Raw genomic sequence first — 23,759 nt, 5'->3', positions numbered from 1 at the left:
ACAGCCTAGTCAGTGCTAGCCGAACAGCCGGTCCAGGAAGGCGTTCCCGAACACCCCGTGCGGGTCCAGCCGGTCGAAGGTCCCCGCCGCCTGCCCCCACACCGACTCCCCGAACGAGCCCGGGATCGCCGTGCCCAGCACCTCCTCGTCGCTCCACGCGGCCTGCTCGGTGTAGGCCCAGCCCTTCGACCACTCGACCCGGGTCAGGGCGTCCGTGCCGTCGTAGGAGCGGTACAGGAACTGCTCCAACTCCCGCAGGAACTCCTCCGCGTACGGCGTGCCGGGCAGCGTGAGTACGTCCAGCCAGACGGCCGTGTCCCACTCGGGGTGCTCGGTGCTCGGCCGCAGCGCGGACAGCAACGGGGCGCGGGCGCCGTCCAGTTCGGTGTCTGCGGGGTGGTCGAGGCCGGTCACCCGGATCTCGACGGTGCCGTTGACGGGGAAGCGCCCGAGCGCGGCGTACGCGGCGAGCCGCTCCCGGTAGAACTCGGTGAACTCGTGGACCACGCGCTGCACTTGGGCCCGCGAGGTGAGCACCGCATAGCCGTTCGCGGTCTCCCGCAGTGTCGTCGGCTTGATGTAGAGCAGCGTGTTCTTCGACGGCCCCCAGATGTCCGCCGACAGCGTCGTCACCAACCCCAGCGCGGCCACGTCGAGTTGGGCGTTGCCGAGCACCGGCGCCAGATACCACGCGCCGTCGGCCAGGATGCGTCCGACGAGATCGGCGACCAGCGTCGGCACGTTGTCGGAGAACGGATAGTTGTACGGCGACGAGACGCGCCGCGAGGTCAACGGCTTGGTCGGTGCGACGCTCCAGACCTTCAGCCAGGGGAACTCGGTGAACGCGAACCAGATCGCCTCGGCCCGCCCTGCCTCGTCCAGGAAGCTCGCGAAGGTCCGACCGCCGGACCCGGGTGCCGCGAACAGTTCGGTTGCCGGGATGTCCGTACGGCTCACGCACCGCAGGTTCGCGTTCGCCCCGACCCGCAGCACGACCTCGGTGATCAGCGCACGCCCCAGATGGGCGAGGAGCGCCGCGCAGTCCGCCTCGTCGCGGGTGTAGGTCCGCAGAACGTACGCGCCGGTGTCCGTGTCCCAGACCACCGCCGTCAGCGACAGCACCAGATTGCTGAGAGACCCGAACGTGTGCCCGGCCGTCCGCTCCTCGCCGTGCGCCGGTACGGCCGTGCCGTGTGCGTCGATGGCCAGGGCGCCGCCGAGGGTCAGATCGCCGGGGGCGGGCGAGGCGGTGAGACCGAGGCCGTGCCCCTCCAGGAAGGTGAGCAGCGCCTCGAGGGTGATACCGGTGCCGGCCCGGACGGCCGAGGCGGAGTCCAGGGTCAGGCCCGTGAGGTGCGGGGCGGTGTCGACCAGCAGCACCGGCGCGTCGGACGCCGTACCGGACTCGATGGTCAGCGGTGACCAGCCGTGCGAGGAGCCGCGGGCGCGGGCCCGCCAGCCGTGCTGCCAGGCCCAGTTGACGACGGACACCACCTGGTCGGCGTCGGTCGGCGCGCACGCCCAGAGCCCGTCGGCGGTGATCTCGCCGACCCAGTTCCGGTACGCCGAGCGGTAGAGGTCGACATCGGCCGGGAAGTCGGGCAGCTCGGCTGCCGCGGCGGCGGGATCGGCCGTCAGGAGTACGGGTACGGCGGCCAGGGCCGCCGCCGAGAGAAGGAAGCCGCGACGGGTCCAGGGAGCGGAACTGCCGTTCCCCGACCGGAGGTTGTTCGAGACATGATCGGTCACGCGCACACGCTAGGTGGGTGTTGACACGAGTAGGCATCCTGTCGAACCGGTTCACTCGTGTGAGTGAAAGATTCACAGGTCGCGGCCCGGAGGAGGCCGTTCCGCGCATGTCAGTGGCGGATGACAGACTGAGGGCATGGACGAACGTGTAATCGGCAGGTCGAATCAGCAGCTGTCCGTCGTCGGTCTCGGCACCTGGCAGCTGGGCGCCGACTGGGGAGACGTCGACGACAAGGAAGCCCTCGCGGTGCTGGAGGCGGCGGCCGAGTCGGGGGTGACCTTCTTCGACACGGCCGACGTGTACGGCGACGGGCGCAGCGAGCAGACCATCGCCACCTTCCTGAGCGGCCGGCCCGATCTGCATGTCCTGGTCGCGACGAAGATGGGCCGCCGCGTCGACCAGATCCCCGAGAACTACGTCCTGGACAACTTCCGCGCGTGGAACGACCGTTCGCGCCGCAACCTCGGCGTCGACCGCATCGACCTCGTGCAGCTGCACTGCCCGCCCACGCCGGTCTACTCCTCGGACGAGGTGTTCGACGCCCTCGACACCCTGGTCGCGGAGGAGCGCATCGCCCGGTACGGCGTCAGCGTGGAGACCTGCGAGGAAGCCCTCACGGCGATCGCCCGGCCGAACGTGACCAGCGTGCAGATCATCCTCAACGCGTTCCGCATGAAGCCCCTGCTCCAGGTGCTCCCGGCCGCCCAGGAGGCGGGCGTCGGCATCATCGCGCGCGTGCCGCTCGCGTCGGGCCTGCTGTCCGGCAAGTACACCAAGGACACGGTCTTCCCGGAGAACGACCACCGCACCTACAACCGGCACGGCGAGGCCTTCGACCAGGGTGAGACCTTCTCCGGCGTCGACTACGCCACGGGCGTCGAGGCCGCCGCCGAGTTCTCCGCCCTCGCCCCGGAGGGGTACACCCCGGCGCAGCTCGCCCTGCGCTGGATCATCGACCAGCCCGGTGTCACCACGGTGATCCCCGGCGCCCGCTCGCCCGAACAGGCCCGCGCCAACGCGGCGGCCGCCAAGCTGCCCGCCCTGTCCGAGGACACGCTCACCGCGATCCGGGACCTCTACGACCGCCGGATCAAGGACCAGGTCGAAGGCCGCTGGTAGCGCGGACCACGGCTCCAGGAGCAGCCGGCCCGCCGCTGCTGGAGCCCCGGCCCTCCGCACGCTCGGCCGGGCGCCCGATGACACCGAGCCGCGCCATCTGCCGGTCGTGGACGCGGCTGAGCACCAGCACCGAGACAGTGGCCCCGATCAGCGCGCAGAACATGTCCCACTGGGTGTCCCACACATCCCCCTGGGTGGCCAGGAAGGCGTCCGCGCTGTGCCCGCCGATCACGGCCGCCGCCCACTCGAACAGCTCGAAGAGCGCGCTGAAGGCGAGACACGCGCACACCGTGAGCGGCGCCAGCCAGCGGCTGCCGCGCAGGGGTGAGGTACGGGTGAGCAACTCCCGTACCAGGACCGCCGGTACGAAGCCCTGCATGAGGTGGCCGAGACGGTCGTAGGGATTACGGCTGAGCCCGAACGTGTCCCGGACCCAGTCGCCCGCTGGCACCTCCGCGTACGTGTAGTGGCCGCCCACGGCGAGGACCAGGGCGTGCGCGGCGAGCAGGCAGCACAGGAGGCCGGTCATCGGGAAGCGGCGCCAGGTCAGGACGATCACCGGCAGTCCGACGAAGACCCACACGGTCTCCAGGAACCAGGTCGTGCGATCGTGCGGATGCCAGGCGGAGAGGGCCATGCCGACAACCACCAGCGCGACCATGGCGGCGGGCAGACGGCGCCGCGGTGCGGAAGCGAGAACGGACACGATGGGGCTCCCTTGTCGTGGGGAGCCCCATCGTGTCCGAAGGCCGAAGGCGCTACATGAGTACGGCTACTCAGCCGGAGTGGTGGTCTTGCGCAGTGCGTTGAGGCAGCTGTCGATGGCCTGCTGGAGTTCCTCCAGACGCTGGACCATGTCGTCCTCGTAGAAGTCCTGGGCGTCGTCGAAGGTGAGCTCCTCGAAGGCCTTCGTGGCCTTCTGGAGACTGCTGTAGAACTTCGTCCGCCGTTCCTGGACGCGCAGTTCGGGGTCGGCCTCCACCGTCTCGACGACCAGGTTCTTCATGGTGTCGTAGGCCTCGGTGGCCCACCCGCCGGTGTCCTCGCCGTCCTCCAGCTCGTCGAGCAGCGACAGATGCCGCTCGGCCTCCTGGCGTACGTCGAGGGGCGCGTCGACGGTCTGTCCGGCGGGGGTCTTGATCTGGCCCGACTCGGCGATCTGTCGGACGTAGCCGATCCGGTCCGCCGAGCGGCTCTCCGTCGCGACGGCCTTCTTCAGGTCGTCGGTGCGGACGACGTCGCGGGCCAACTCGGCCTGCAGTTCGGGGTCTTCACGCACTCGGTCCAGCAGTGCCTGCCGGGCCGCCCGGGCGGTGGACGGGTCGGCGAGGATCGCGGCGCGCAGCGCGGTCGGGTTCTCCGCGACCTCAAGTGCCTTGGTGGGGCGGATGCCTTCCGCCTCGGCGGCCTCGGAGATGGCGGTGCCGCGTTCCGAGGTGGCGCTGGAACGGGAGACGTAGTAGTTCAACCACACGTCGGCGTCCGGGAGTTCGACCTCCTGGCCGGGGGCCAGCGCCTCGAAGTGCGGGACGAGACCGTCGTCCGCGGCCCGGTCCCACGCCTTGTAGTAGCGCATGACGCGCTCGGGGGAGCAGTCGGCGAGTTCGGCGAACTCCTTCGCGGAGACCTTCGGCGTCTCGTCCGCGCTCTGCCCGCCGGGCCGCACGCTGCGCGCCACCTTGAGGCCGAAGGCCCAGCCGCCGGTGCGGGCGTAGGCTCCGAACTCGTGCGCGTCCCGGGCGACGAGGCCGGCGTCGTCGAGGGCGGTGAAGGACGTCTCGGCCTGGTCGATCACTACGGTCAAGGCGGACTCTCCTGGGCTTGTGATGAGGCATGGTGCGAACAGGCAGCCTATATCCACCCATTGCCGCTGGTTTGAGTGCCCGGCCCTCGCGTCGCCGTCAGTGCCGTCAGTTCGATTCCCGCCGGAAGGTCTTCAGGAAGGTCTGCAGCGCCTGGCGGTTGGCCGCGTCGTTCCACTCGTCGGCGGGCGTCGTCCACCGTAGCGAGAAACTGCGTCCGCCGCCGATCAGGAAACCACGCCCGAAGGTGTGCTGCCGGTCGCTGCCGGTGCCGAAGAGCCACTCCAGGTCGGCGGCCTTGTCGCCCTGGTACGTCGTGGCCTTGATGTCGCCGATCTGCTGGAAGCCGTCGATCTGCTTCAGCCCCGGCAGCACGTCGTCGCGCCACACGGCGACCGGGTCCGGGCCCGCCTGAGTGCTGTACGTCACGGCCAGCGTGCGCGGGTCGCCCGAGGCGCCGAAGGTGACGCGGTACGCGTCATCGGACGCGTGCTGGGTCTCCAGCACCTTCCAGCCCTTGGGGAGCGCGACCGAGAAGCCCTCCGGTGCCTTGAACTCACGGAATCCGGCCGGCAGCACCGAGCCGGTGGCGGAGGGCGACGCGCTGACGGAGGGCGAGGTCGAGGGCGTGGTGGAGGTGGAGGTGGAGGGCGAAGGCGTGGCGGAGGGGCTGTAGGCGTGGCCGTCGACATTCTCGCCGGGTGTGGTGACCGACGCGGAGGCGGTCGGGAGGGGCGAGGGGGTGGCCGCCGCCGAGGACTGGGTGCCGGGGAGATGGTGAGTGGCGGCGAGGACGGCGACCGTGACGGTGCCGACGGCGAGGGCGGTCCCGGCGGCCATGCCACGGCCGCTCCAGGTGGTCCCCGCCCCGCGGAAGGCGTCGTAGGCCCGTCGTAGCCGGGGCACCGGATCCACCAGCCGGTCGGCGTACGGGTCGTCGTTGAGGATGCGGGTGAGGGACTCGCGGACCAGCGGGCGGGTCAGCCGTTCCCGGGAGTCCTTGCGCAGCAGCCCCAGCACGACCTGCGCCAGCGGTCCGGCGCGCGACGGGGCGCGCATCGGGAGCCGGTCCACGCCCTTCAGGGTCGCCTCGGGGCGGCCCCGGTCGCGGAACGGCGGGTGTCCCTCGACCAGTGTGTAGAGGATCGCGCCCAGCGCCCACAGGTCGGCGGCCGGCCCGATGCGCTCGTCGCGGGCCTGTTCGGGGGAGGCGTACGACGGCGCGGTGATCCGCGGGGCGAGGGTGGCGCCCGCGAGTCCGAAGCCGGTGAGGACGACGGTGCCCCGGTCCCGTACGAAGACCTGGCCGGGGCTGAGTTCGCCGTGGGTGATGCCCTCGCTGTGCGCCGCCTCCAGGATGTCGAGCAGCTCGAGTCCGATGCGGGCCGCCCGCACATAGTGGAACGTGCCCTGCTGGGCGAGGAGTTCGCCGAGCGGCGTGCCGTCGATCCAGTCGGTGACCGTCCACAGCGTGCCGCCCTCCTCGACGGCGTCGACGACCGGGGCGACCCGGGTGGGACTGAGCAGCACCATGATCTCGGACGTGCGCCGGATCGCGGCGGTCGTCCGGCGGGCGCTCTCCTCGTCCAGCGCGGCGGGAAGCGTCACCTGCGTGAGAAGGCAGGGGCGTTCGGCGGCCATGTCCTCGCCGTACCAGGACACACGGTTCGTCTCGCGATGCGCGACCTCCATGAGCCGGTATCTGCCGGCGACCAACTCCTGTGCGGAGACGTGCGTCTCGACCATGGCCATCCCTCGCTGAACCCCGGGCTCTCACCTTTCCCAGAAGTACGGCGACTGTGATGGGGTGGTTCAAAGGAAACCCAATTCCCCACTGGTTCTTGCCTTTTATTCAATCGCGGCGAGCGCGTGTGCGAGGAAATACGGTCGCGGGGAGGTACCAGGTCGCGGCTCGTGTCGAGGGGTCACGAATTCGCTCCGGGGACTCCGGTGGTGAAATATTGTTGCCCTACCTGGTGGTAACCAGCGGTAACGTGAAACTTTCCTGCCGTTGGTTCTCTGACCAGTTCCTCTTGCCTGGTCGGGGCCGGTCCCTGTGCGTGGCGACTTCCCGCGTCCACCTGGCGGTTCCCGGAAGTTCCCGCGGAAGTGCGCACCCTGACGTTGGATTCGTCGACGGTTTCCCCGCAGTGCTACGGAGAGGGAGAGCGGAGCACGAGCAGGGTGATCTCGCTGGGGGCGAAGACGCGGAACGGCGGGCCCCAGAAGCCGGTGCCGCGGCTGGTGTAGAGGAGGGTGCGGATGCCGTGCCGGCTGAGGCCGGCGAGGGCGGGCTGGTCGAGGCGGACCAGGTGGTGGAAGGGCCAGATCTGTCCGCCGTGGGTGTGGCCGGAGAGCTGGAGGTCGATGCCGGCGGCTGCCGCCCGGTCGATGAACTTGGGCTGGTGAGCCAGGAGCAGGACGGGCAGGTCGGGGTCGGCGCCGTTCAGGGCACCGGTGAGGTGGGCGCGGTGGCCCGGCAGGCCGGAGGACTCGGCGGTGACGTCGTCCACGCCGGCGACCACGAGGGTGTCGCCTCCGCGTTCGAGCAGCAGATGGCGGTTGCGCAGCGGCTCCCAGCCCAGCTCGCCCATCAGGTCGACCCAGCCCTGCGCTTCGCTGTAGTACTCGTGGTTGCCGGTGACGTAGACCCGGGCGTGGGTGGCTCGCACGGTGCCGAGGGGGAGGGCCTGGGCGCGGCGGCGTTGGGCCGTGCCGTCCGCGATGTCGCCGGTGTGGCAGACCAGGTCGGCCTCCAGCGTGTTCACCGTCTCGCACACCCGCTCCGACCAGCGGGCGCGGTCGAGCGGGCCGTAGTGGGTGTCGGTGATGAGGACGACTCGGGTGCCGTCCAACCCGGCGCCCAGACGCGGGAGTTGCACGTCGAGGCTGCGTACGCGGGGCACGCGGCGGGCTTCGGCGTATCCCCAGGCGAGCAGCACGGCGGTGGTGCCGAGGACGGCCCACGCGACGATGCGGGCCCGGTCCTGGCTCTCGCCGACGCCGGCCACGGTCAGGGCGAGCCGCAGCAGGACGCCGAGCAGGATCGACCAGGTGAACAGGACCCAGCTGGCGCCCAGCAGGGTGTCACCGACGATCGCCGCCCGGTCCTGCTGGCGCCGGCCGTGGCCGCGCCCCATCGCGAGCGGCATGCCGACGAGGCCGAGGACGAACAGGGCGGTGCCGGTCAGTGTGACGGGCAGCGGCCAGTGCTGGCCGGTGTACAGGAGCACCCCGCAGGGCACGGCCCACAGAAGGACGGGGGCGATCAGGGGGAGATAGCGCATCACGCGGTGCAGTCGGCTCCGCCGCGGAGCCTGTATTTCACCGTCGGCGGGTCGGGTGTCGCTGGTGTCGGTCACGCTTCCCCTCTCTGACCGGGCTGCCGTCTCGCGCACTGTATCCGGTCGGTCTCGGGGTGGCCGGACGGGCGTTCGTGGGGGCGGTCCCGTGGGGCGAGGGGTTCTCTGGGGGATGGCAGGACTCCGCCGTGGACACCTTTGGGTGGCTGGTGCCGGGCTGCTCTGGTTTCAGGATGTGGCGCCGGTCTGTCGGGCAGGGAGGGCGCCCTCGCCACGTGCGGCTGCACCGTACTGCCCGTGAACGGCCCTGCACCCGCCGCATCGTCTCAGGTACGACTGCCGCCACCGGGCCCGGTCAGGGTGATGTCGTCGGCGTAGTAGCTGCCCTGTGCGTACCAGCCGTGCACGTAGATGGTCGCGCTGGTTTGGGATGCGTCCGTGGTGAAGGAGATGGTCAGTCGGCTGTAGTGGGAGGGAGATGTGGTCCAGGTGGAGGTGCCGTCGTTCACGCCCAGGTAGACGTAGGAGCCGCGGACCCAACCGCTGAGTGAGTAGGTGGTGTCGGGCCGTACCGCGACGGTCTGGTCGCACTGCGCGGTGTCGCGCGAACTCACCGTCCCCTGGAGGGCTTTGGAGCCCGAGTGGACGGGGGAGGTGACGATCGAGCCCGAGGTGCCGGAGCAGTTCCACGGCGAGACGGTGCCCGATTCGAAGCCGGGGTTGGTCAGGGTGTCGGTGGCGCCGGGTGCGCTCGGGCCGGCTGAGGTGGGGGCGGCCGACGTCGGGGCGGCTGACGCGCTCGCCGAGGGTGCGGCCGGGGCGGCCTCGGTGGGGCCGGGGAGCAGGAGGGAACAGCCGAAGCCGGCGACGGCCGCCGCCGCGAGCCCGATCACCACGGCCGCCCGGCGCTGTCCGGGCCCCAGGTGTGGGCGGTCCACGGAGCGCGGCGGGCGGGCGTTGCCGTCGGGTACGGGGAGCTTCTCCGTCCTGCTGCCGGGGACGGGCGGGAGTTCCTCTGTCTCGCCGTCGGTCGGGGTGTGGGGGAGGGGTGCGGTCAGGGGTGTGTGGCTGCGGTAGTCCTTGTCCTGGCGTATGTCGTCGAGCAGTTGGGCCAGCGCGTCGGTGCGGCGCGGGCGCAGCACGCGGATGGGTTCCAGCGCGGTGCGGTCGTCCGGTGCGTCGGACTCGGGCGGTGTGGGCACGGTGCTCTCCTTCCGTCCCGTGGCTGAGACCGGAGCTGTCTCTGCGGAATTCATACGCGGGGACAGCTCCGGAGGTTCAGCCGGCGGCGCGCTCGGGGAAGCTCCGTTCGACGCCCGTGCGGTCACGGACAGCCGTACGTCGACCGGGTGTTGACGTCAGCCTTGTGGCGGTCACTCCCACGGGTGTGTTTTCTCGAGGTCCCGCCGCGTGAGGCGCCGGTGGGTCGCACAGGCCCGCACTTCGACCGCGGCTCGCGCCGGACGAGGCCCTGCCGGCAGCCACGCGGCCGACCCGTCCCAGGCTCTGCCGCTCCTCCTCGTACGACGGGAAGTCAGCGCAGCCCGAAGCGTTCCGACCAGTCCGCGATCTCCCCGACCGTCGCGTTGCCCCCGCACACCACGAGCCCGAGCCGGGCCCCGTCGCCGACCCGCTCCAGCACCTGCCGGGTGGCGGGCAACAGACAGCCCGCGGCGGGCTCGGTCCACACCTTGGCGTGCTCGGCGAGGTCGAGACACCCTCGCACGGCGTCCCGGTCGGAGACGGTCAGTACGTCGGTGACGAGGGCCGACACATGGTCGTAGGTCAGCTGCGACACGGCCGGCGCGCTGAGCGTGGTCACGATCGACGACGGCGTCACCGGCACCGGGCCGCCCGCCGCCAGCGCCGCGGACATGGCCTCGGCGCCCTCGGTCTCCACGCCCCAGACCCGGATGCCGGGCCGTCGGGCGTGCAGGGCGGCGGCGATCCCGGCGATCAGGCCACCGCCGCCGATGCTGACCAGTACGTCGGTGAGTTCACCGGCGTCGTCCGCGAACTCCAGCCCCACGGTGCCCTGTCCGGCGATCACCACCGGGTCGTCGAACGGGTGGACCAGGGTCAGCCCCTCGTCCCGCAAGCGGTTCACCAGCTCGAACGCGCTCGGCATGTCGTCCGTCAGCCGCAGCGACGCGCCCGCCGCCTCCACCAGCGCCACGGACCGTGCGGGTGCCGAACGCGGCATGACCACCGTCGCCTTCACATCGAGCGCCGCCGCCATGACCGCGAGCGCGATCCCGTGATTGCCGCCGCTGACCGCCACCACCCCGGCCGCCAACTCGCCCCCGCCGAGCGACAGCAGCTTCGCCGTCGCACCGCGCGCCTTGAAGGAACCCGTGCGCTGCAGCAGCTCCAGCTTCGTCGTGACCGGGACACCGAGCAGCTCCGAGAGCCCGAAACTCTCCACGGTCGGGGTGCGTACGACGTGTCCGGCGATCCGCTCGCCGGCGGCTTCGATGTCCGAGATGCCGATCAAGGCAGTCATCCTTCCGGCACGGGGCAAGGTGTTCCGTGCCGCCTCCGACCCTGACCCGGAAAGGACCCGCAGGTCAACATGTTTCAGGGTGGGTGGCGGACCGGAACTCAGTGCTGCTGCGCCTTCTGCGGAGTCACTTCGCTGGGCCGTACGACGACGAACCCCTCGCCCTGGAGCATGAGTTGGACGGCCTCGCCGGAGCCGCCGCGCAGCATCGACCCGATGGACTGTGAACGGTGCAGCGAGGTCCGGAGGTTGGCCGACCAGCCGACCACCGCGTCCGTGTCGACGAACACCGGGTACTGCGGTGAGACGGGTATGACCAGCGGGTTGCCCTCGCAGACCAGGCCGAGCTTGCCCTGTCCGGTGAAGACGCTGTTGAAGAGACCGCCGCCCGCGATGCCGGAGCCCTTCACCGTCTTGATCGCGTACGACAACGAGGCGTCGAAACACAGGACGTTGCGACCGTTGACGGTGAACTCGTCACCGGGATCGATCTCGACCACGAAACAGTTCTGCGCCTCGTGCGCGAACCACGCCTCGCCCTGCCCGCGCACCGCCATCAACGGCAGGCCCTCACCGGTGACCGCGCGCTTGAGCATGCCGCCCACGCCCTGGCCCTTGCGCTCGAACTGGAGGTTGCCGCGGTAGGCGATCATCGCCCCCTGGCGGGCGAGCATCTCGCCGTTGACCGCGTACCTGATGCACTTGGCATTCTCGACGGTCATGCCCGGCGCGGTGGCCGGCTGCACCATGTGCTCACTGGAAAACAGATCACCCTTCATGCGGGCATCCTGGCCCGGAAGATCTCATTCCGCCAAGATCGAGGAGGGGGTGACCGCGTCGGACGGTCAGGCGCCGAAGAGTTGCGTCCAGTACGTCCCCATCTGTCCTCCACCCGCGAAGCCGATGCCTATGTGGGTGAAGTCCGGCTTGAGGATGTTGGCGCGGTGGCCTGGGCTGTTCATCCAGCCCTCCACGACCTCGGCGGCGGAGCGCTGACCGCAGGCGATGTTCTCGCCGATCGTGCGCCTGCGCGAGCCCGCGGCGGCGGCCCGGTCCCAGGGCTGGGAGCCGTCGGGGGAGGTGTGCGAGTAGAAGGCGCGGGCCACCATGTCCGTGCTGTGTGCCTGCGCGGCGGCGGCCAGCAATGGGTCTACGGCCAGGGGAGGCAGCCCGGCCCTGGCACGCTCCGCATTGGTCAACTCGACGACTTTCGCCGCCGTTTGGGCCAGGTTGCCCGTGGTGATCGGCGTCGCCCACAACGCCGTCCAGTAGACGTCACCGGAGCGGGGATCGACGGCTTGGGCCAGTCCCACGTGCGTGAAGGCCCGCTCCAGCAGCGTGTGTCGGGCCTGTTCGGTGCGGAGGCAGTAGTCGACGAACTCCGCGGGGGTGCGCGGGCCGGAGACCAGGTGCTCGCCGACGGTGAGATAGGCGTACCCGGCGTGGCTCACCCGCTGGTACACCGAGGTGCCGTCGCGGCTCTCGGTGCTGAGGCGTCCGGCGGCTGCCATGTCGGCGGCGTGCCCTTGTGCGGCGGAGGCGAGGCGGGGGTCGAGGGAGACGGGCGGGGAACCGGCATTGGCGCGGGCCGAGTTGACCAGGGTGAGGAAGCCGGTGGGGTCGGGTGCCGGGGAGCCGGGGGAGGACGAGGCGGGGCGGCCGGTCGGGGATGCCGACCGGGGTGCGGGCACGGGGCCGGGACCCGCGTCCTCGACGACATCCACGCCGAAGTCCCGTGCGATGCCCGCGAGTCCGTCGGCGTACCCCTGCCCCAGTGCGCGCAGTTTCCAGCCCGGGCCGCGTCGGTAGAGCTCGGCGAGGAGGAGGACGGTCTCCCGTTGCGGGCGGGGCGGGGTGAAGCGGGCGAGCGGCCGGCCTCCGGCGTCGGTGGCGTGCAGGGTCGGTGCGGGCAGGCGGCCCAGCGGGGTGCCGGGTTCGGCGGGGCTGATGACGACCGTGACCCGCGCGGCGCCGGTGCGCAGACGGGCGGGGTCGACGGTCAGGGTGTCGCCCTGGAGGCGGGCTCCGGGCGCGGTCGGCTGGTTGTAGAACACGAAGTCCGCGTCACCGCCGACCTTGCCGCTCTCGTCCGTGATCAGCGCCGACACGTCGAAGGAACCGGGCACGCGCAAGGTGAGGGCGCCGCCCGGGAGGGGCAGATTGCCGCCCGGCACCAGCTCGTTCATGGCACCGACCTCGCTGTTCGTGCCCTGTGGAAGAACCCTCTGGGAGAGCCTTGTGGGGGAGTTCGTCCTCCACTCAACGTCCCGTCACGGCAGGAGGGTTCCCGCAGGACGACGTGGTGGGGGCCGGGGAGCCAAGGGCCCCCACCGTCACGCGCGCTCAGTCCCGGGCGATCCCCGGCGCGATGTCCTCGTAGGCCACGTTCCGTTCGGTGACGAAGGAGCCTCGGCCGGTGGGCGGTGATACCTGGATCGCCTTCGTGCGCTTGCCGCAGAACGCCGACTCCAGGGTGCCCGCCATCGTGTTCAGCACCGTGCCGTTGTTGGAGGTGTTGGCCAGCGCGGTGAGGCTGCGGCGGCCGTCCTTCGAGGTGAAGGAGTAGGTGTAGAAACCCTGGACCGCGCCCGTGTGGCCGTACACGGAGACACCGCAGGACAGATCGCGGCGGCGCAGTCCGAGCCCGTAGCGCGTCGTGCTGTTGACCGGAGTCCACCGTTCCATCTGGGCGAGCTGGGCGGCGGAGGTGAGCCTGCCGCCGAGCAGCGCGGAGAAGAAGGTGTTCAGGTCGTGCGTGGTGGAGATGACCGCGCCGGCGCTCTGCGCCCAGGAGACCGTCTGGTTCGTCGCGTCGACCAGCTGCGCGCCCGCCCGGTCCGGCGTCAGATAGCCGTGGGCGTACCGGCCCGGGATCTTCGTGTCGGGGTGGACGTAGAAGGTGTCGCGGAGCTTGAGCGGCTTGATGACGCGGTTGCGGTACTCGGTCCCCACGGAGTGGCCCGTCAGCTTCTCGATGAGCATCCCGGCGACCACGAAGTTGGTGTTCGAGTACGAGTAGGCGGCGCCCGGCGCGTTGGTGCGCGCGTGTCGGAGCGAGAGCTGTACCAGCTGGTGGTAGGTGAAGACCTTGTTGCGTACGGCCTCGAAGCCGGAGACCGAGCTGGCGAACATGGAGTTCGTGTAGTCGTAGAGTCCGCTGCGGTGGCTCAGCACATGGCGCACGGTGATCCGCTTGTCGGGCAGCAGGCCGGGGAGGTAGTGGTCGACCGAGGCGTCCAGGTTCAGCTTGTGCGCGTCGACCAGTTGGAGCAGGACGACCGCCGAGAACGACTTGGTGATGCTGCCGATGCGGAAGCGGTCGGCGTCGCCGATGGCCCGGCGTGTCGCGCGGTCGTCGATGCCCGCGGCCGCCGTGCGGACGGTTCCCTGGTCGTCGATCCGGGCGATCGCGCCGGGTGCGCCCTGTGTCGTGAGCGTGCGCAGCACGGTGCGGAGGCCCGCCATGTCGGGGGCCGGAAGCGCGGCCGCCGCGTTGCTCGTGGGGTCCGACTCGTGGGTGGCTGCGTGCGCCGGTACCGCCGTGAGCGTCAGCAGTGCCGCCGCCGACGCCGTGGCCCTGCGCACCGTTCTCAAGACCTTCCGGTCCATCCGGTTCTCTCCCGTCCTCTGTATGCGAGATCGGTCACAGTCGCGCGAGGCAACCTTCTCGCATCCCGTCACATCTCCACAGGCGACGCACAGTTGGTCACTCGCTGCTCACTGAGCGACGTGGATTCGCAAAGTATTGCCATGAAACGTGCGGAAACCGTTCATTTCCGCTTTACATGCGCATGACCGATCCATAAGGGTTTCGTCCCGGGGCCCGACCAGCCCCCTGGGCGTGTTCAACCACGCCCTGTCTCAAGGCGGTTGGCGATCCCTGCCGCCTTCGAACGGAGGAACCCTCAACCATGCGTAGACCCCACATACGCGGTCTGGCGGTCGCCGTCGCGGTGACGACGGCCGCCACGGGGCTGGCCGGAACGGCCTTCGCGGGACCGGCCACGGGGACGGATCGGGCGGTGGCGTCCACCGGCGCCACCACCGTCGCGTCGGTCGTCGAAGCCGCGCGTGCCGCCGCCTTCGCGCACGCGTCGGCGACCGGAGTCGTCCAGGGCGACGAACTCCGGGCCCAGGACGTGATGATCGACCCCGAGGGCGCGCGACACGTCCGGTTCATCCGCACGCACCAGGGCATGCCGGTCCTCGGCGGCGACCTCGTCGTCCATCTGTCCCACCGGCTGGCCTACACCGGCGTCACCCGGGCGGCCGACCACAGCGTGAAGCCCGCCACCACGCAGGCGAAGCTGACGGCCGACCAGGCCGAGGCGAAGGCCGCCGCCGTCGGCAAGGGCGACGCGGGCACCGCCGAACTCGTGGTGGACGCGCGCACCGGGCGAGCCGCCCTCGCCTACCAGGTGCCCGTCAGCGACAGCAGCACCGCCGAGGCCGCCGGCACCCGGACGGTCGTCATCGACGCCGTCACCGGCAAGGTCCGTAGCAACACCCCCGACAGCGACGAGTTCCTCTCGCACAAGCTGCTCGACACCCTGCACGAGCGCGGCCAGACCCTGGACCCCGCCACCGGAACCGTCGCACCTGCGACGGCGCTCACGGGAGCCGCCGCGACCCGCGCGGTGCACTACCCCGTCACCGCCTCGGGCACCGGCACCTCCCTCTTCGCCGGCAAGGTGCCCCTGACCACCACCCGTACGGCACGCACCAGTTACCTCCTCAAGGACCCGACCCGCTGGGGCACCGAGACCCGCGACGCCAAGGGGCAGGAACTGGAGAACTTCGCACAGGGCAAGAAGTTCACCAGCACCACCGACAAGTGGGGCAACGGCGCCGTCTCCCACCGTGACAGCGCCGCCGTCGACGCGCAGTACGGCATCACCAAGACCCTGGACTTCTACAAGAAGACCTTCGGTCGCAAGGGCATAGAGAACAACGGCAAGGCCGCCCGCGGCATGGTCCACTTCGGCAAGAAGGTGGGCAACGCGTTCTGGGACTCCACCTGCGACTGCATGCTGTACGGCGACGGCGACGGGGACATGCTCAAGAAGCCGCTGGTCGTCCTCGACGTCACGGGTCACGAGCTGACCCACGGCGTCGTGGACGCCACCGCGAAGCTGGAGCCGACCCGCGTCGACGCCGACGGCAACCAGTACGGCGAGGCGGGCTCCCTGAACGAGTCCCTCGCGGACATCTTCGGCTCCAACGTCGAGTTCAGCGCCAACAACGCGAAGAACCCGCCGAACTACCTGATCGGCGAGAAGCTCGGCCTCGCCCAGAAGTTCCTGCGCCGACTCGACCACCCCTCCCTCGACAAGCTCGAGGGCACGATCGACTACTGGTCGCCCCAGACGTACGACGCGGAGGTGCACGCCGGCTCCGGTGTCTCCTCGCACGCGTACTACCTCCTCGCGGAGGGCAGCGGACGCAAGACGATCGGCGGCTTCGCCTACGACTCGCCCACCTACGACGGGTCGACGGTCACCGGCATCGGCCGCGCCAAGGCCACGGCGATCTTCTACCGCGCGCTCACCCGCTACATGGTGTCCACCACCGACTTCCACGACGCGCGTCTCGCGACACTGCAGGCGGCGGCGGACCTCTACGGCGCGACCAGCACGGCGTACCAGACCGTCGACCAGGCCTGGGCCGCCGTGAACGTCACGGTCGCCAACACCCCTGCCACCAGGCGCTGATGACCCTCCGGGTGCCCTGCCGCGAGCAGGGCACCCGGACGCCCGGCCTCAGATCCACTGCTTCTCGACCTCCTCGGACACGGTGAACACGGCCTCGCAGGACGGGCAACTCGCCCTCCCGAACACATACGTCAACGCCGTCGCGACCTCCGTCTGCCCGAACTCGACCGCCTCGCCGTGGAGGCGCGCCCCGATGCCGTCGAGTTGGTCGGGCGTGGCCGGTATCAGCTCCGTCCGCCCCTCCGTGTCCTCCTCCTCGCCCGTCCCGGTCACGTAGTCGCCGGCCGAGGTGAAGACGCCGTACGAGCCGAACGCGACGAACAGGCCCTCCTCGCACTCGGGGCATTCGAGGTCGTACTCCTCGCTGTTCACCCCCTCAAGCGCCTCGGCCCACACCCCGCCGTCCTCGAAGGCGAGCACGGCCATCTGCAGGTAGACGAAGGTGTGGGAATCCTGCGACGGGTCGGCGCGCAGTCGGCGTGCCACAGCGAGCAGTTGGGCTATCTCGCGCGCGTACCGCTTGCGGCTGAGCTCGTCCGGGTCCGTGGTGATCAGCCCCGCCATGGTGACCGCCTGTATCGGCCCGCCCGGCGCGCGGTCCAGCGCGATGTCGACGAGCACGGGCATCGCCGCCCAGCTCGCGTCGTACACCGAACCCTGGTGGCACAGTGAACCCCACAGCTCCTGCCACACGTCGTCGTCCTCGGTGCCGCCGAGGCGTGCGAAGAGGCCCGGGATGTTCTCGGCGCTGCCGTAGGCGTGGGTCAGTTCCGCCCAATCGATCGTCGTCATACGGCGATTGTGCCGCCCGGCACTGACAACGAGGCCCCAGCCCGCACCAACTCTGCTCAGGCGACTCACAACTTCGCTTCGACAAATCCTGCTTCTTTTATTGACGACGGAAAAGAAGGGATCTAGGTTCCCGCCATGCGCTCGATCCCCCGTACCGAGTCGTTCCCGGCTCATACGCCCGCCGTCTCACAGGTGTTCACGATCGTCCTGTCCCACGGCCCCCTCACCCGTCTCGAGGTGGCCCGCCGGGCCGGGCTGTCGGCGGCGGCCGTGACCAAGGCGGTCCGGCCGTTGATGGAGGCCGGGTACCTGGCGGAGGGCGCCGACGAGGACGCGCCCCCGGCACTCGGACGGCCCGCGAACCTCGTCCGGGTCGACGGCGGGCGCGCGCTGTTCATCGGGGTCAAGGTGACCGGCGACGAGATCATCGGCGTCCTCACCGATCTGTGCTGCCGCATCCGCGTCGCCCGCCATGTGCCGCTGACCGACCACGACCCCAAGGCGGTACTGGCGTCGATCGCGGACCTGACCCAGGAACTCCGCACCGAGGCGGACGACTTCGGCGTACAGGTGCTCGGTCTCGGCCTCGCGGTCTCCGGCGACGTGGACCGCGGCGAAGGGGTCGTCCGCTACTCGCCGTTCCTGGAGTGGCGCGACGTACGCCTGGCCGAACTGGCCGCCATGACCACCGGGTTGCCGGTCACCGTCGACAACGACGTACGGGCGCTCACCGTCGCCGAGCAGTGGTTCGGCACCGGCGCGGGCCTCACGGACTTCGCCGTCGTGACCGTCGGCGCGGGCATCGGCTGCGGACTGGTCGTACACGGCCAGGTCGTCGCCGGCGCCCACGGAGTGGCCGGCGAGATCGGCCATGTCGTCGTCGATCCCGCCGGGCCCCGCTGCCACTGCGGCAACCGCGGCTGCGTCGAGGCGATCGCCGGGGACGCGGCGATCCTCGCCCGCGTCCGGGAGGTGATCGGGGTCCAAGTCGCCGACACGGCAGAGGCGTTGGCCCTCGCGCACCGGGGCGACGCCGGAGCCCGAGAGGTGTACGCGCGGGCCGGGGACGCGATCGGCCGGGGCATCGCGACCGTGGCCAACCTGCTCGGCCCCGAGCGCGTGATCATCTCCGGCGAGGGCCTGGCCGCCTACGACCTGTTCGCCGAGCAGATCCGCGACTCCTTCGCCGAGGCCGCGTTCGGCTCCGCCGCCCGGTGCGACGTACTGACCCGCCCCCTGCCCTTCGACGAGTGGGCGCGCGGAGCCGCGGCCACCGCGATCCAGTCCTTCATCCGATCGGACACCTAGACCTCACTCACACTCCCACCCCGCACACCTCCACCCCGCACACTCCTACCCGCACGAGGAGCCCGACGATGTACTCCCTCACGCCCGTTCGCGCCCTGAGAGCCATGGTGGTCCTGGCCCTCACCGCCAGCTTCGCCACCCACCTCCCGGCCGCGCACGCGGCCACCCCCACGGCGGACACTTCGCTGACCGTCGCGGCCAAGCCCTATATGGGCTGGTCGAGTTGGAGCATGCAGTCGTCCAAGTACCCCGGCCTCAACCCGGACGGCGACTACAGCTACCTCACCGAGGCGAACGTCACCAAGCAGACCGACGCGCTCGCGAGCAAGCTGAAGAAGTTCGGCTACAACTACGTCAACATCGACGCCGGCTGGTGGATGGACAAGACCTGGAAGTCCGGATACGACCAGTACGGACGCCAGAAGGCCGACCCGGTCCGCTTCCCCAGCGGCATGAAGGCCGTCGCCGACCGCATCCACTCCAAGGGCCTCAAGGCCGGCATCTACCTGCCCGCCGGCCTGGAGAAGGGCGCCTACGGCGACGGCAAGACGCCCATCTGGAACGCCGACGGCTGTACCACCGCCGACATCGTCTACAGCGACCTGCGCACCACCAACGGCTGGGACAGCGCGTACAAGATCGACTTCTCTAAGCCCTGTGCCCAGAAGTACATCGACTCCCAGGCCCAGTTGATCTCCGGCTGGGGCTACGACTTCCTCAAGCTCGACGGTGTCGGCCCCGGCTCCGGAAAGAGCGGCGACCAATACGACAACGTTGCCGATGTGGCCGCCTGGAACAAGGCCATCACCGCCACCGGACGCCCCATCCACCTGGAAGTCTCCTGGTCCCTGGACTACGGACACGCCGCCGACTGGAAGAAGTACTCCAACGGCTGGCGCATCGACACGGACGTCGAGTGCTACTGCAACACCCTTGTCACCTGGGGGAATTCGGTCGACGACCGCTGGGACGACACCCCCGCCTGGACCGACAAGGCGGGCCCCGGCGGCTGGAACGACCTCGACTCCCTGGACGTCGGCAACGGCGCGATGGACGGCCTGACCAAGGCGGAGCGCCAGAGCTACGCGACTCTCTGGGCCGTGGCCAAGTCCCCGCTCTTCACCGGTGACGACCTCACCAAGCTCGACGACTACGGCGTCTCCCTGCTGACCAACCGCGAGGTCATCGCCGTCGACCAGAGCGACGCGCCGCCCGCCCGCCCCGTCACCCCGTCCGACTCCCAGCAGGTCTGGGCCGCCAAGAACCCCAACGGCACCTACACCGTTGCCCTGTTCAACCTCGGCGACGCCCCCGCCGCCGTCTCCGCGAACTGGGCGACCCTCGGCTTCACCGGCAAGGCCGCTGTCCGTGACCTCTGGAACCACGAGGACCTCGGCACCTACACCAACAAGGTGACCCAGGCCCTGCCCGCCCACGGCTCCCGCCTGTTCACCGTCACCCCGCACGGCAGCGCCGTCACCCTGACCGGCTACGAGGCCGAGGCCACCACCAACACCCTCTCCGGCAACGCCAACATCGCCGACTGCTCTGTCTGCTCCGGCGCCCACAAGGTCGGCAACCTCTACCTCGGCGGCAAGCTCACCATCAACAACGTCGTCGCCGCCAAGGCCGGCACCTACCAGGTGAAGATCGCCTACGTCAGCGGTGACTCCCGCTCGGTGAGCATCTCCTCGAACGGCAACGGCGCCACCAGCCACAAGTTCCCGTCCACCGGCGACTGGGGGACCGTCGGGACGGTCAGCGTGCCGGTGACCCTGAAGGCGGGCGCCAACACGATCACCTTCGACAGCGGTTCGGGCTACGCGCCGGACATCGACCGGATCGACGTGCCCAACTCCTCCTCCTGAGCCGACCTTTTCGGAGACCGCCATGTCCAGTGCACTGCCCGACCTGCCCAGACGCAACCTGCTCGCCCTCGCCGCGGCCACGGGCGCCCTCGCCGGCCTGCCCGCCTTCACCGCCTCGGCCGCACCGCAGCGGCCGACCAACAGCTCGTACAGCAGCGGTACTTCACTCAACACCCTGTGGTGGCAGGCCCCCGCCGGCGACACCTCGATGATCGAACAGGGTCTCCCCGTCGGCAACGGCCGGCTCGGCGCCCTCGCCAGCAACGACCCGGGCCACGAGGTCCTCCTCGTCACCGACGCCACGATCTGGACGGGCGGCCTCAACGGCACCCTCGACTCCGACGGTCAATTCCCGTACGGCCGCGCGGACTTCGGGTCCCTGACCCTGCTCGCCCGGCTCACCGTCGACATCCCCGACCACGACCTGGGCTCCGTAAACGGCTACCGCCGCACCCTCGACCTCGACCGGGGCGTGGTGGGCGCGTCGTACGTCCGCTCGGGGGTGACGTACCAGCGGGAGGTCTTCGCCAGCGGCCCCGACGACGCGATCGTCCTCCACTTCTCCCAGAGCGGCGGCGGACGCTACACCGGCACCGTCACGCTGGAGGGAACGCACGGTGAGGCCGCCGCGGTCTCCTTCGGCGGCCAGTTCGCCAACGGCCTGAAGTACGGGGCAGCCGTCACCGCGTACGGCAGCGGCGGCAAGGTCACCGTGAACGGCGCGCACATCGAGTTCTCCGGGTGCAAGGACCTCACCGTCGTCGTGAGCGGCGGCAGCAACTACGCGCCGGACGCCTCCCACGGCTTCCGCGACCCCAAGCTCGACCCGCAGAAGCTCGCCCGCACCAAGGTCCGCGCCGCCGCCCAGCACTCGGCCGCGACCCTGCTGAACACCCATGTCGCCGACTATCAGGCCGCGTTCGGCACGTTCGAGCTCTCGCTCGGTAAGTCGTCCGACGACCAGCGCGCGCTGGACACCTGGGAGCGGATCCAGGCCCGCCACACGAGCGGCGACCCCGACCCCGAACTCGAAGCCGCCTACGTCCAGTTCGGCCGCTACCTCATGGTCTCCGGCTCGCGCGGCAGTCTGCCGATGGGCCTCCAGGGCCTGTGGCTGGACGGCAACGACCCGGACTGGATGGGCGATTACCACACCGACATCAACATCCAGATGAACTACTGGATGGCGGACCGGGTGGGTCTGTCCGCGTCCTTCGACGCCTTCACCGACTACTGCGTCGACCAACTGTCGTCCTGGACCGACCTCACCCACCGGCTGTTCCAGGACTCCCGCAACCGCTTCCGCAACACCAGCGGGAAGGTCGCCGGCTGGACCGTCGCCTTCTCCACCAACCCCTATGGGGGACTGGGCTGGTGGTGGCACCCGGCGGGCAACGCCTGGCTGAGCAACAGCCTCTGGGAGCACTACGAGTTCACGCACTCCCGCACCCACCTGGAGAAGATCTACCCCCTCCTCAAAGGCGCCTGCGAGTTCTGGGAGGCGCGGCTGATCACCACCACCCTCGACAACGGGAAGGAGGTGTTGGTCGCGGACCACGACTGGTCGCCGGAGCAGGGTCCGCAGGACGGCAGGGGCAACACCTACGCCCAGGAAGTGGTGTGGGCCCTGTTCGGCAACTACGCCGCAGCTTCTGCGGAGTTGAAGCGGGACAGCGGGTTCGCGAACACGATCTCGGGTCTGCGCAGGCGCCTGTACCTGCCCGAGGTGAGCCCGAAGTCCGGCTGGCTGGAGGAGTGGATGTCGCCCGACAACCTGGGCGAGACCACCCACCGCCACCTGTCCCCGCTGATCAACCTGTTCCCCGGCGACCGCATCCGCCCCGACGGCTCCACCCCGAAGGACATCGTCGACGGCGCCACCGCCCTGCTCACCGCGCGCGGCATGAACAGCTTCGGCTGGGCCAACGCCTGGCGCAGCCTGTGCTGGGCCCGCCTCAAGAACGCCGACAACGCCTACCAGTTGGTCGTCAACAATCTCCGCCCGTCCGAGAACGGCACCAACGGCACCGCCTTCAACCTCTTCGACATCTACGAGGTGGAACAGGGCCGTGGCATCTTCCAGATCGAGGCCAACTTCGGCACCCCGGCGGCCGTGACCGAGATGCTCCTGTACTCCCGCCCGGGCCATCTGGAGCTTCTGCCGGCCCTCCCGGACGCCTGGGCCGAGTCCGGCTCGATCATCGGAGCCGGCGCCCGCGGCGGCTTCGTCGTCGACCTGCGCTGGAAGGACGGCAAGCCCACCGAGGCGAAGATCCGCAGCGTCGGCGGTCGCACCACGACCGTCGCCTACGGCGGCAAGACCCGCACCGTGACCGTCAAGCCGGGCGGATCCGTCACCTTGAAGGACTTCGCCCGGTGACGGCGAGACGGGCACGACTGCGCCGTACGGCCGCACTCCTCCTGCTCGCCGCCGCCTTCCAGGCCGGACCCGCACACGCACAACCGCAGGCACAGGTGAAGGCCCTGAACGACCCGCAAGACGTCATCACCTGGGGAGCGAGCGCCGACCACCTCGGTGACGGTGTCGCCGACCGCAGTTACCGCCTGATCGTGCACACCAGTGTCGCGGGCGGCGATCTGCGGATCCGGCTCTCCAACGCCTTCGGCGACCGGCCGGTGACCTTCGACAACGTCTACGCGGGCCGGCAGCAGACGGGCGCCGCGCTGGTGCCCGGCTCCAACCGGCGACTGACCTTCGGCGGCGAACGGTCGGTCACCATCCCCGCGGGCGCGGTCGCCTACAGCGACCCGCTGTCCGGCAGGCTGCCCGCCGCGACCAACCTCGTGGTCAGCATCCACACCCCGGACGCGGCGGGCCCGGCGACCGGCCACGGCATGGCCATGCAGACGTCGTACGCGACCCAGGGCGACCACACCGGCGAGGAGGGCGCCACCTCCTGGACGGACACCACCGGGTCCTGGTACTACCTCGACGCCGTGTCCGTCAGGCCGAGCGCGGGCATCGGAGCCGTGGTCACGCTCGGCGACTCCATCACGGACGGCTGGGCGTCCACCACGGACCAGAACCGGCGCTGGCCGGACTACCTGGCCCGACGACTCCAGACCGCCGGCACGTCGGTCAAGGGCGTGGCCAACGAAGGGATCTCCGGCAACAAGGTCCTCGCCGACGGCGCCGGGCAGAGCGCCCTCAACCGGCTGCAGCGCGATGTGCTGTCCCAGCCCGGCGTCCGCACCGTGTTCCTCTTCGAGGGCGTCAACGACCTCAAGGCCCATTCCGGCGTCACCGCTCAGGATCTGATCGCCGGCTACCGCGAGATCATCGACCGGGCGCACGCGGCCGGGAAGTGTGTCGTCGGGTCCACGGTCGGCCCGTTCAAGGGCTGGCCCGAATGGGACCCGGCGGCCGAGGCCGTACGCCAGGAGGTCAACCAATTCATCAGGAGCAGCGGGGAGTTGGACGCTGTCACCGACTTCGACCACATTCTCCGCAGCCCCTACGACCAGGAGAGGATGCTCCCCTTCTTCGACGGCGGAGACCACATCCACCCCAACGACAAGGGGATGGCGGCCATGGCCGACGCCGTCGACCTGAAGAGCCTCGACTGCGCGAAGTGAGGTTCAGTGA

The 23,759-nt window shown here is 70.3% G+C and carries 16 protein-coding genes and 1 pseudogene; 6 read left to right on the top strand and 11 right to left on the bottom strand.

Annotated features, from left to right (window positions below; genetic code table 11):
* Positions 1 to 15: 15 nt before the first annotated feature.
* The gene (locus OO70_RS07245; RefSeq protein WP_051740958.1) at positions 16 to 1,749 is read right to left on the bottom strand and encodes a cholesterol oxidase substrate-binding domain-containing protein; all 1,734 of its coding nucleotides are present in this window, start codon (positions 1,747 to 1,749) and stop codon (positions 16 to 18) included.
* A gap of 136 nt (positions 1,750 to 1,885) precedes the next feature.
* Here OO70_RS07245 and OO70_RS07240 point away from each other — a divergent pair, with 136 nt between their 5' ends.
* The gene (locus OO70_RS07240; RefSeq protein ID WP_043665765.1) at positions 1,886 to 2,869 is read left to right on the top strand and encodes an aldo/keto reductase; all 984 of its coding nucleotides are present in this window, start codon (positions 1,886 to 1,888) and stop codon (positions 2,867 to 2,869) included.
* Here OO70_RS07240 and OO70_RS07235 read toward each other — a convergent pair.
* The 9 genes and pseudogenes from OO70_RS07235 to OO70_RS07195 form a co-directional block, all read right to left on the bottom strand.
* Positions 2,841 to 3,530, bottom strand: a complete 690-nt coding sequence (locus tag OO70_RS07235) for a DUF2238 domain-containing protein (RefSeq protein ID WP_043666754.1) — start codon at positions 3,528 to 3,530, stop codon at positions 2,841 to 2,843. The genes OO70_RS07240 and OO70_RS07235 overlap by 29 nt on opposite strands.
* A 111-nt stretch (positions 3,531 to 3,641) precedes the next feature.
* The gene (locus tag OO70_RS07230; RefSeq protein WP_043666752.1) at positions 3,642 to 4,664 is read right to left on the bottom strand and encodes a hypothetical protein; all 1,023 of its coding nucleotides are present in this window, start codon (positions 4,662 to 4,664) and stop codon (positions 3,642 to 3,644) included.
* Between the two features lie 115 nt (positions 4,665 to 4,779).
* Positions 4,780 to 6,423, bottom strand: a complete 1,644-nt coding sequence (locus OO70_RS07225) for a serine/threonine protein kinase (RefSeq protein WP_043665764.1) — start codon at positions 6,421 to 6,423, stop codon at positions 4,780 to 4,782.
* Between the two features lie 401 nt (positions 6,424 to 6,824).
* A complete protein-coding gene (locus OO70_RS07220; RefSeq protein WP_043665763.1) occupies positions 6,825 to 8,033 on the bottom strand; it encodes a metallophosphoesterase in 1,209 nt (402 codons plus the stop codon).
* Positions 8,034 to 8,311: 278 nt separating this feature from the next.
* Positions 8,312 to 8,911: pseudogene (locus OO70_RS55845) on the bottom strand (carbohydrate binding domain-containing protein); the annotation flags it as partial.
* 596 nt (positions 8,912 to 9,507) lie between these two features.
* Positions 9,508 to 10,467: a pyridoxal-phosphate dependent enzyme gene (locus OO70_RS07210; protein WP_043665760.1), complete on the bottom strand. Its 960-nt coding sequence runs from the start codon at positions 10,465 to 10,467 to the stop codon at positions 9,508 to 9,510.
* 107 nt (positions 10,468 to 10,574) lie between these two features.
* Complete coding sequence (locus tag OO70_RS07205) at positions 10,575 to 11,252, bottom strand: AIM24 family protein (protein WP_043665759.1); 678 nt, start codon at positions 11,250 to 11,252, stop codon at positions 10,575 to 10,577.
* A 66-nt stretch (positions 11,253 to 11,318) separates the two neighbouring features.
* On the bottom strand, positions 11,319 to 12,659 hold the full coding sequence (locus tag OO70_RS07200; protein ID WP_043665757.1) for a CAP domain-containing protein: 1,341 nt from the start codon (positions 12,657 to 12,659) through the stop codon (positions 11,319 to 11,321).
* A gap of 157 nt (positions 12,660 to 12,816) precedes the next feature.
* Entirely contained in the window at positions 12,817 to 14,082 is a 1,266-nt protein-coding gene (locus OO70_RS07195; RefSeq protein ID WP_051740840.1) for a serine hydrolase domain-containing protein, read from the bottom strand.
* A 302-nt stretch (positions 14,083 to 14,384) separates the two neighbouring features.
* Between OO70_RS07195 and OO70_RS07190 the strand changes: the two genes are divergently transcribed.
* On the top strand, positions 14,385 to 16,184 hold the full coding sequence (locus tag OO70_RS07190) for a M4 family metallopeptidase (RefSeq protein ID WP_043665756.1): 1,800 nt from the start codon (positions 14,385 to 14,387) through the stop codon (positions 16,182 to 16,184).
* A 48-nt stretch (positions 16,185 to 16,232) separates the two neighbouring features.
* On the opposite strand, the gene OO70_RS07185 is transcribed toward OO70_RS07190, so the two are convergent.
* The gene (locus OO70_RS07185) at positions 16,233 to 16,976 is read right to left on the bottom strand and encodes a hypothetical protein (RefSeq protein ID WP_043665754.1); all 744 of its coding nucleotides are present in this window, start codon (positions 16,974 to 16,976) and stop codon (positions 16,233 to 16,235) included.
* 135 nt (positions 16,977 to 17,111) lie between these two features.
* Between OO70_RS07185 and OO70_RS07180 the strand changes: the two genes are divergently transcribed.
* The 4 genes from OO70_RS07180 to OO70_RS07165 all read left to right on the top strand — a co-directional run bounded on the left by OO70_RS07180 (position 17,112) and on the right by OO70_RS07165 (position 23,749).
* Positions 17,112 to 18,284, top strand: coding sequence for an ROK family transcriptional regulator (locus OO70_RS07180; RefSeq protein WP_043665752.1), 1,173 nt, complete (start codon positions 17,112 to 17,114; stop codon positions 18,282 to 18,284).
* Between the two features lie 68 nt (positions 18,285 to 18,352).
* The gene (locus tag OO70_RS07175; RefSeq protein WP_043665750.1) at positions 18,353 to 20,152 is read left to right on the top strand and encodes an alpha-galactosidase D; all 1,800 of its coding nucleotides are present in this window, start codon (positions 18,353 to 18,355) and stop codon (positions 20,150 to 20,152) included.
* Between the two features lie 22 nt (positions 20,153 to 20,174).
* Positions 20,175 to 22,532 carry a glycosyl hydrolase family 95 catalytic domain-containing protein gene (locus OO70_RS07170; protein ID WP_043665749.1) on the top strand — a complete coding sequence of 786 codons (2,358 nt, stop codon included), beginning with the start codon at positions 20,175 to 20,177 and terminating at the stop codon, positions 22,530 to 22,532.
* On the top strand, positions 22,529 to 23,749 hold the full coding sequence (locus OO70_RS07165; RefSeq protein ID WP_043665747.1) for an SGNH/GDSL hydrolase family protein: 1,221 nt from the start codon (positions 22,529 to 22,531) through the stop codon (positions 23,747 to 23,749). Before OO70_RS07170 ends, OO70_RS07165 begins: the two co-directional genes overlap by 4 nt.
* The last annotated feature ends 10 nt before the right edge of the window (positions 23,750 to 23,759 follow it).

This window comes from Streptomyces xylophagus, assembly GCF_000716435.1.
Taxonomy (GTDB): Bacteria; Actinomycetota; Actinomycetes; order Streptomycetales; family Streptomycetaceae; genus Streptomyces; species Streptomyces xylophagus.
Note: the sequence above shows the minus strand (reverse complement) of the source record. Positions and strands in the feature narration are given on the sequence as shown.

Coding starts and splice junctions, on each gene's coding strand:
- OO70_RS07240 (WP_043665765.1), top strand. CDS start 1,886: ATGGACGAACGTGTAATCGGCAGGTCGAATCAGCAGCTGTCCGTCGTC.
- OO70_RS07175 (WP_043665750.1), top strand. CDS start 18,353: ATGTACTCCCTCACGCCCGTTCGCGCCCTGAGAGCCATGGTGGTCCTG.
- OO70_RS07225 (WP_043665764.1), bottom strand. CDS start 6,423: ATGGCCATGGTCGAGACGCACGTCTCCGCACAGGAGTTGGTCGCCGGC.
- OO70_RS07205 (WP_043665759.1), bottom strand. CDS start 11,252: ATGAAGGGTGATCTGTTTTCCAGTGAGCACATGGTGCAGCCGGCCACC.
- OO70_RS07170 (WP_043665749.1), top strand. CDS start 20,175: ATGTCCAGTGCACTGCCCGACCTGCCCAGACGCAACCTGCTCGCCCTC.
- OO70_RS07235 (WP_043666754.1), bottom strand. CDS start 3,530: ATGGTCGCGCTGGTGGTTGTCGGCATGGCCCTCTCCGCCTGGCATCCG.
- OO70_RS07180 (WP_043665752.1), top strand. CDS start 17,112: ATGCGCTCGATCCCCCGTACCGAGTCGTTCCCGGCTCATACGCCCGCC.
- OO70_RS07185 (WP_043665754.1), bottom strand. CDS start 16,976: ATGACGACGATCGATTGGGCGGAACTGACCCACGCCTACGGCAGCGCC.
- OO70_RS07190 (WP_043665756.1), top strand. CDS start 14,385: ATGCGTAGACCCCACATACGCGGTCTGGCGGTCGCCGTCGCGGTGACG.
- OO70_RS07195 (WP_051740840.1), bottom strand. CDS start 14,082: ATGGACCGGAAGGTCTTGAGAACGGTGCGCAGGGCCACGGCGTCGGCG.
- OO70_RS07200 (WP_043665757.1), bottom strand. CDS start 12,659: ATGAACGAGCTGGTGCCGGGCGGCAATCTGCCCCTCCCGGGCGGCGCC.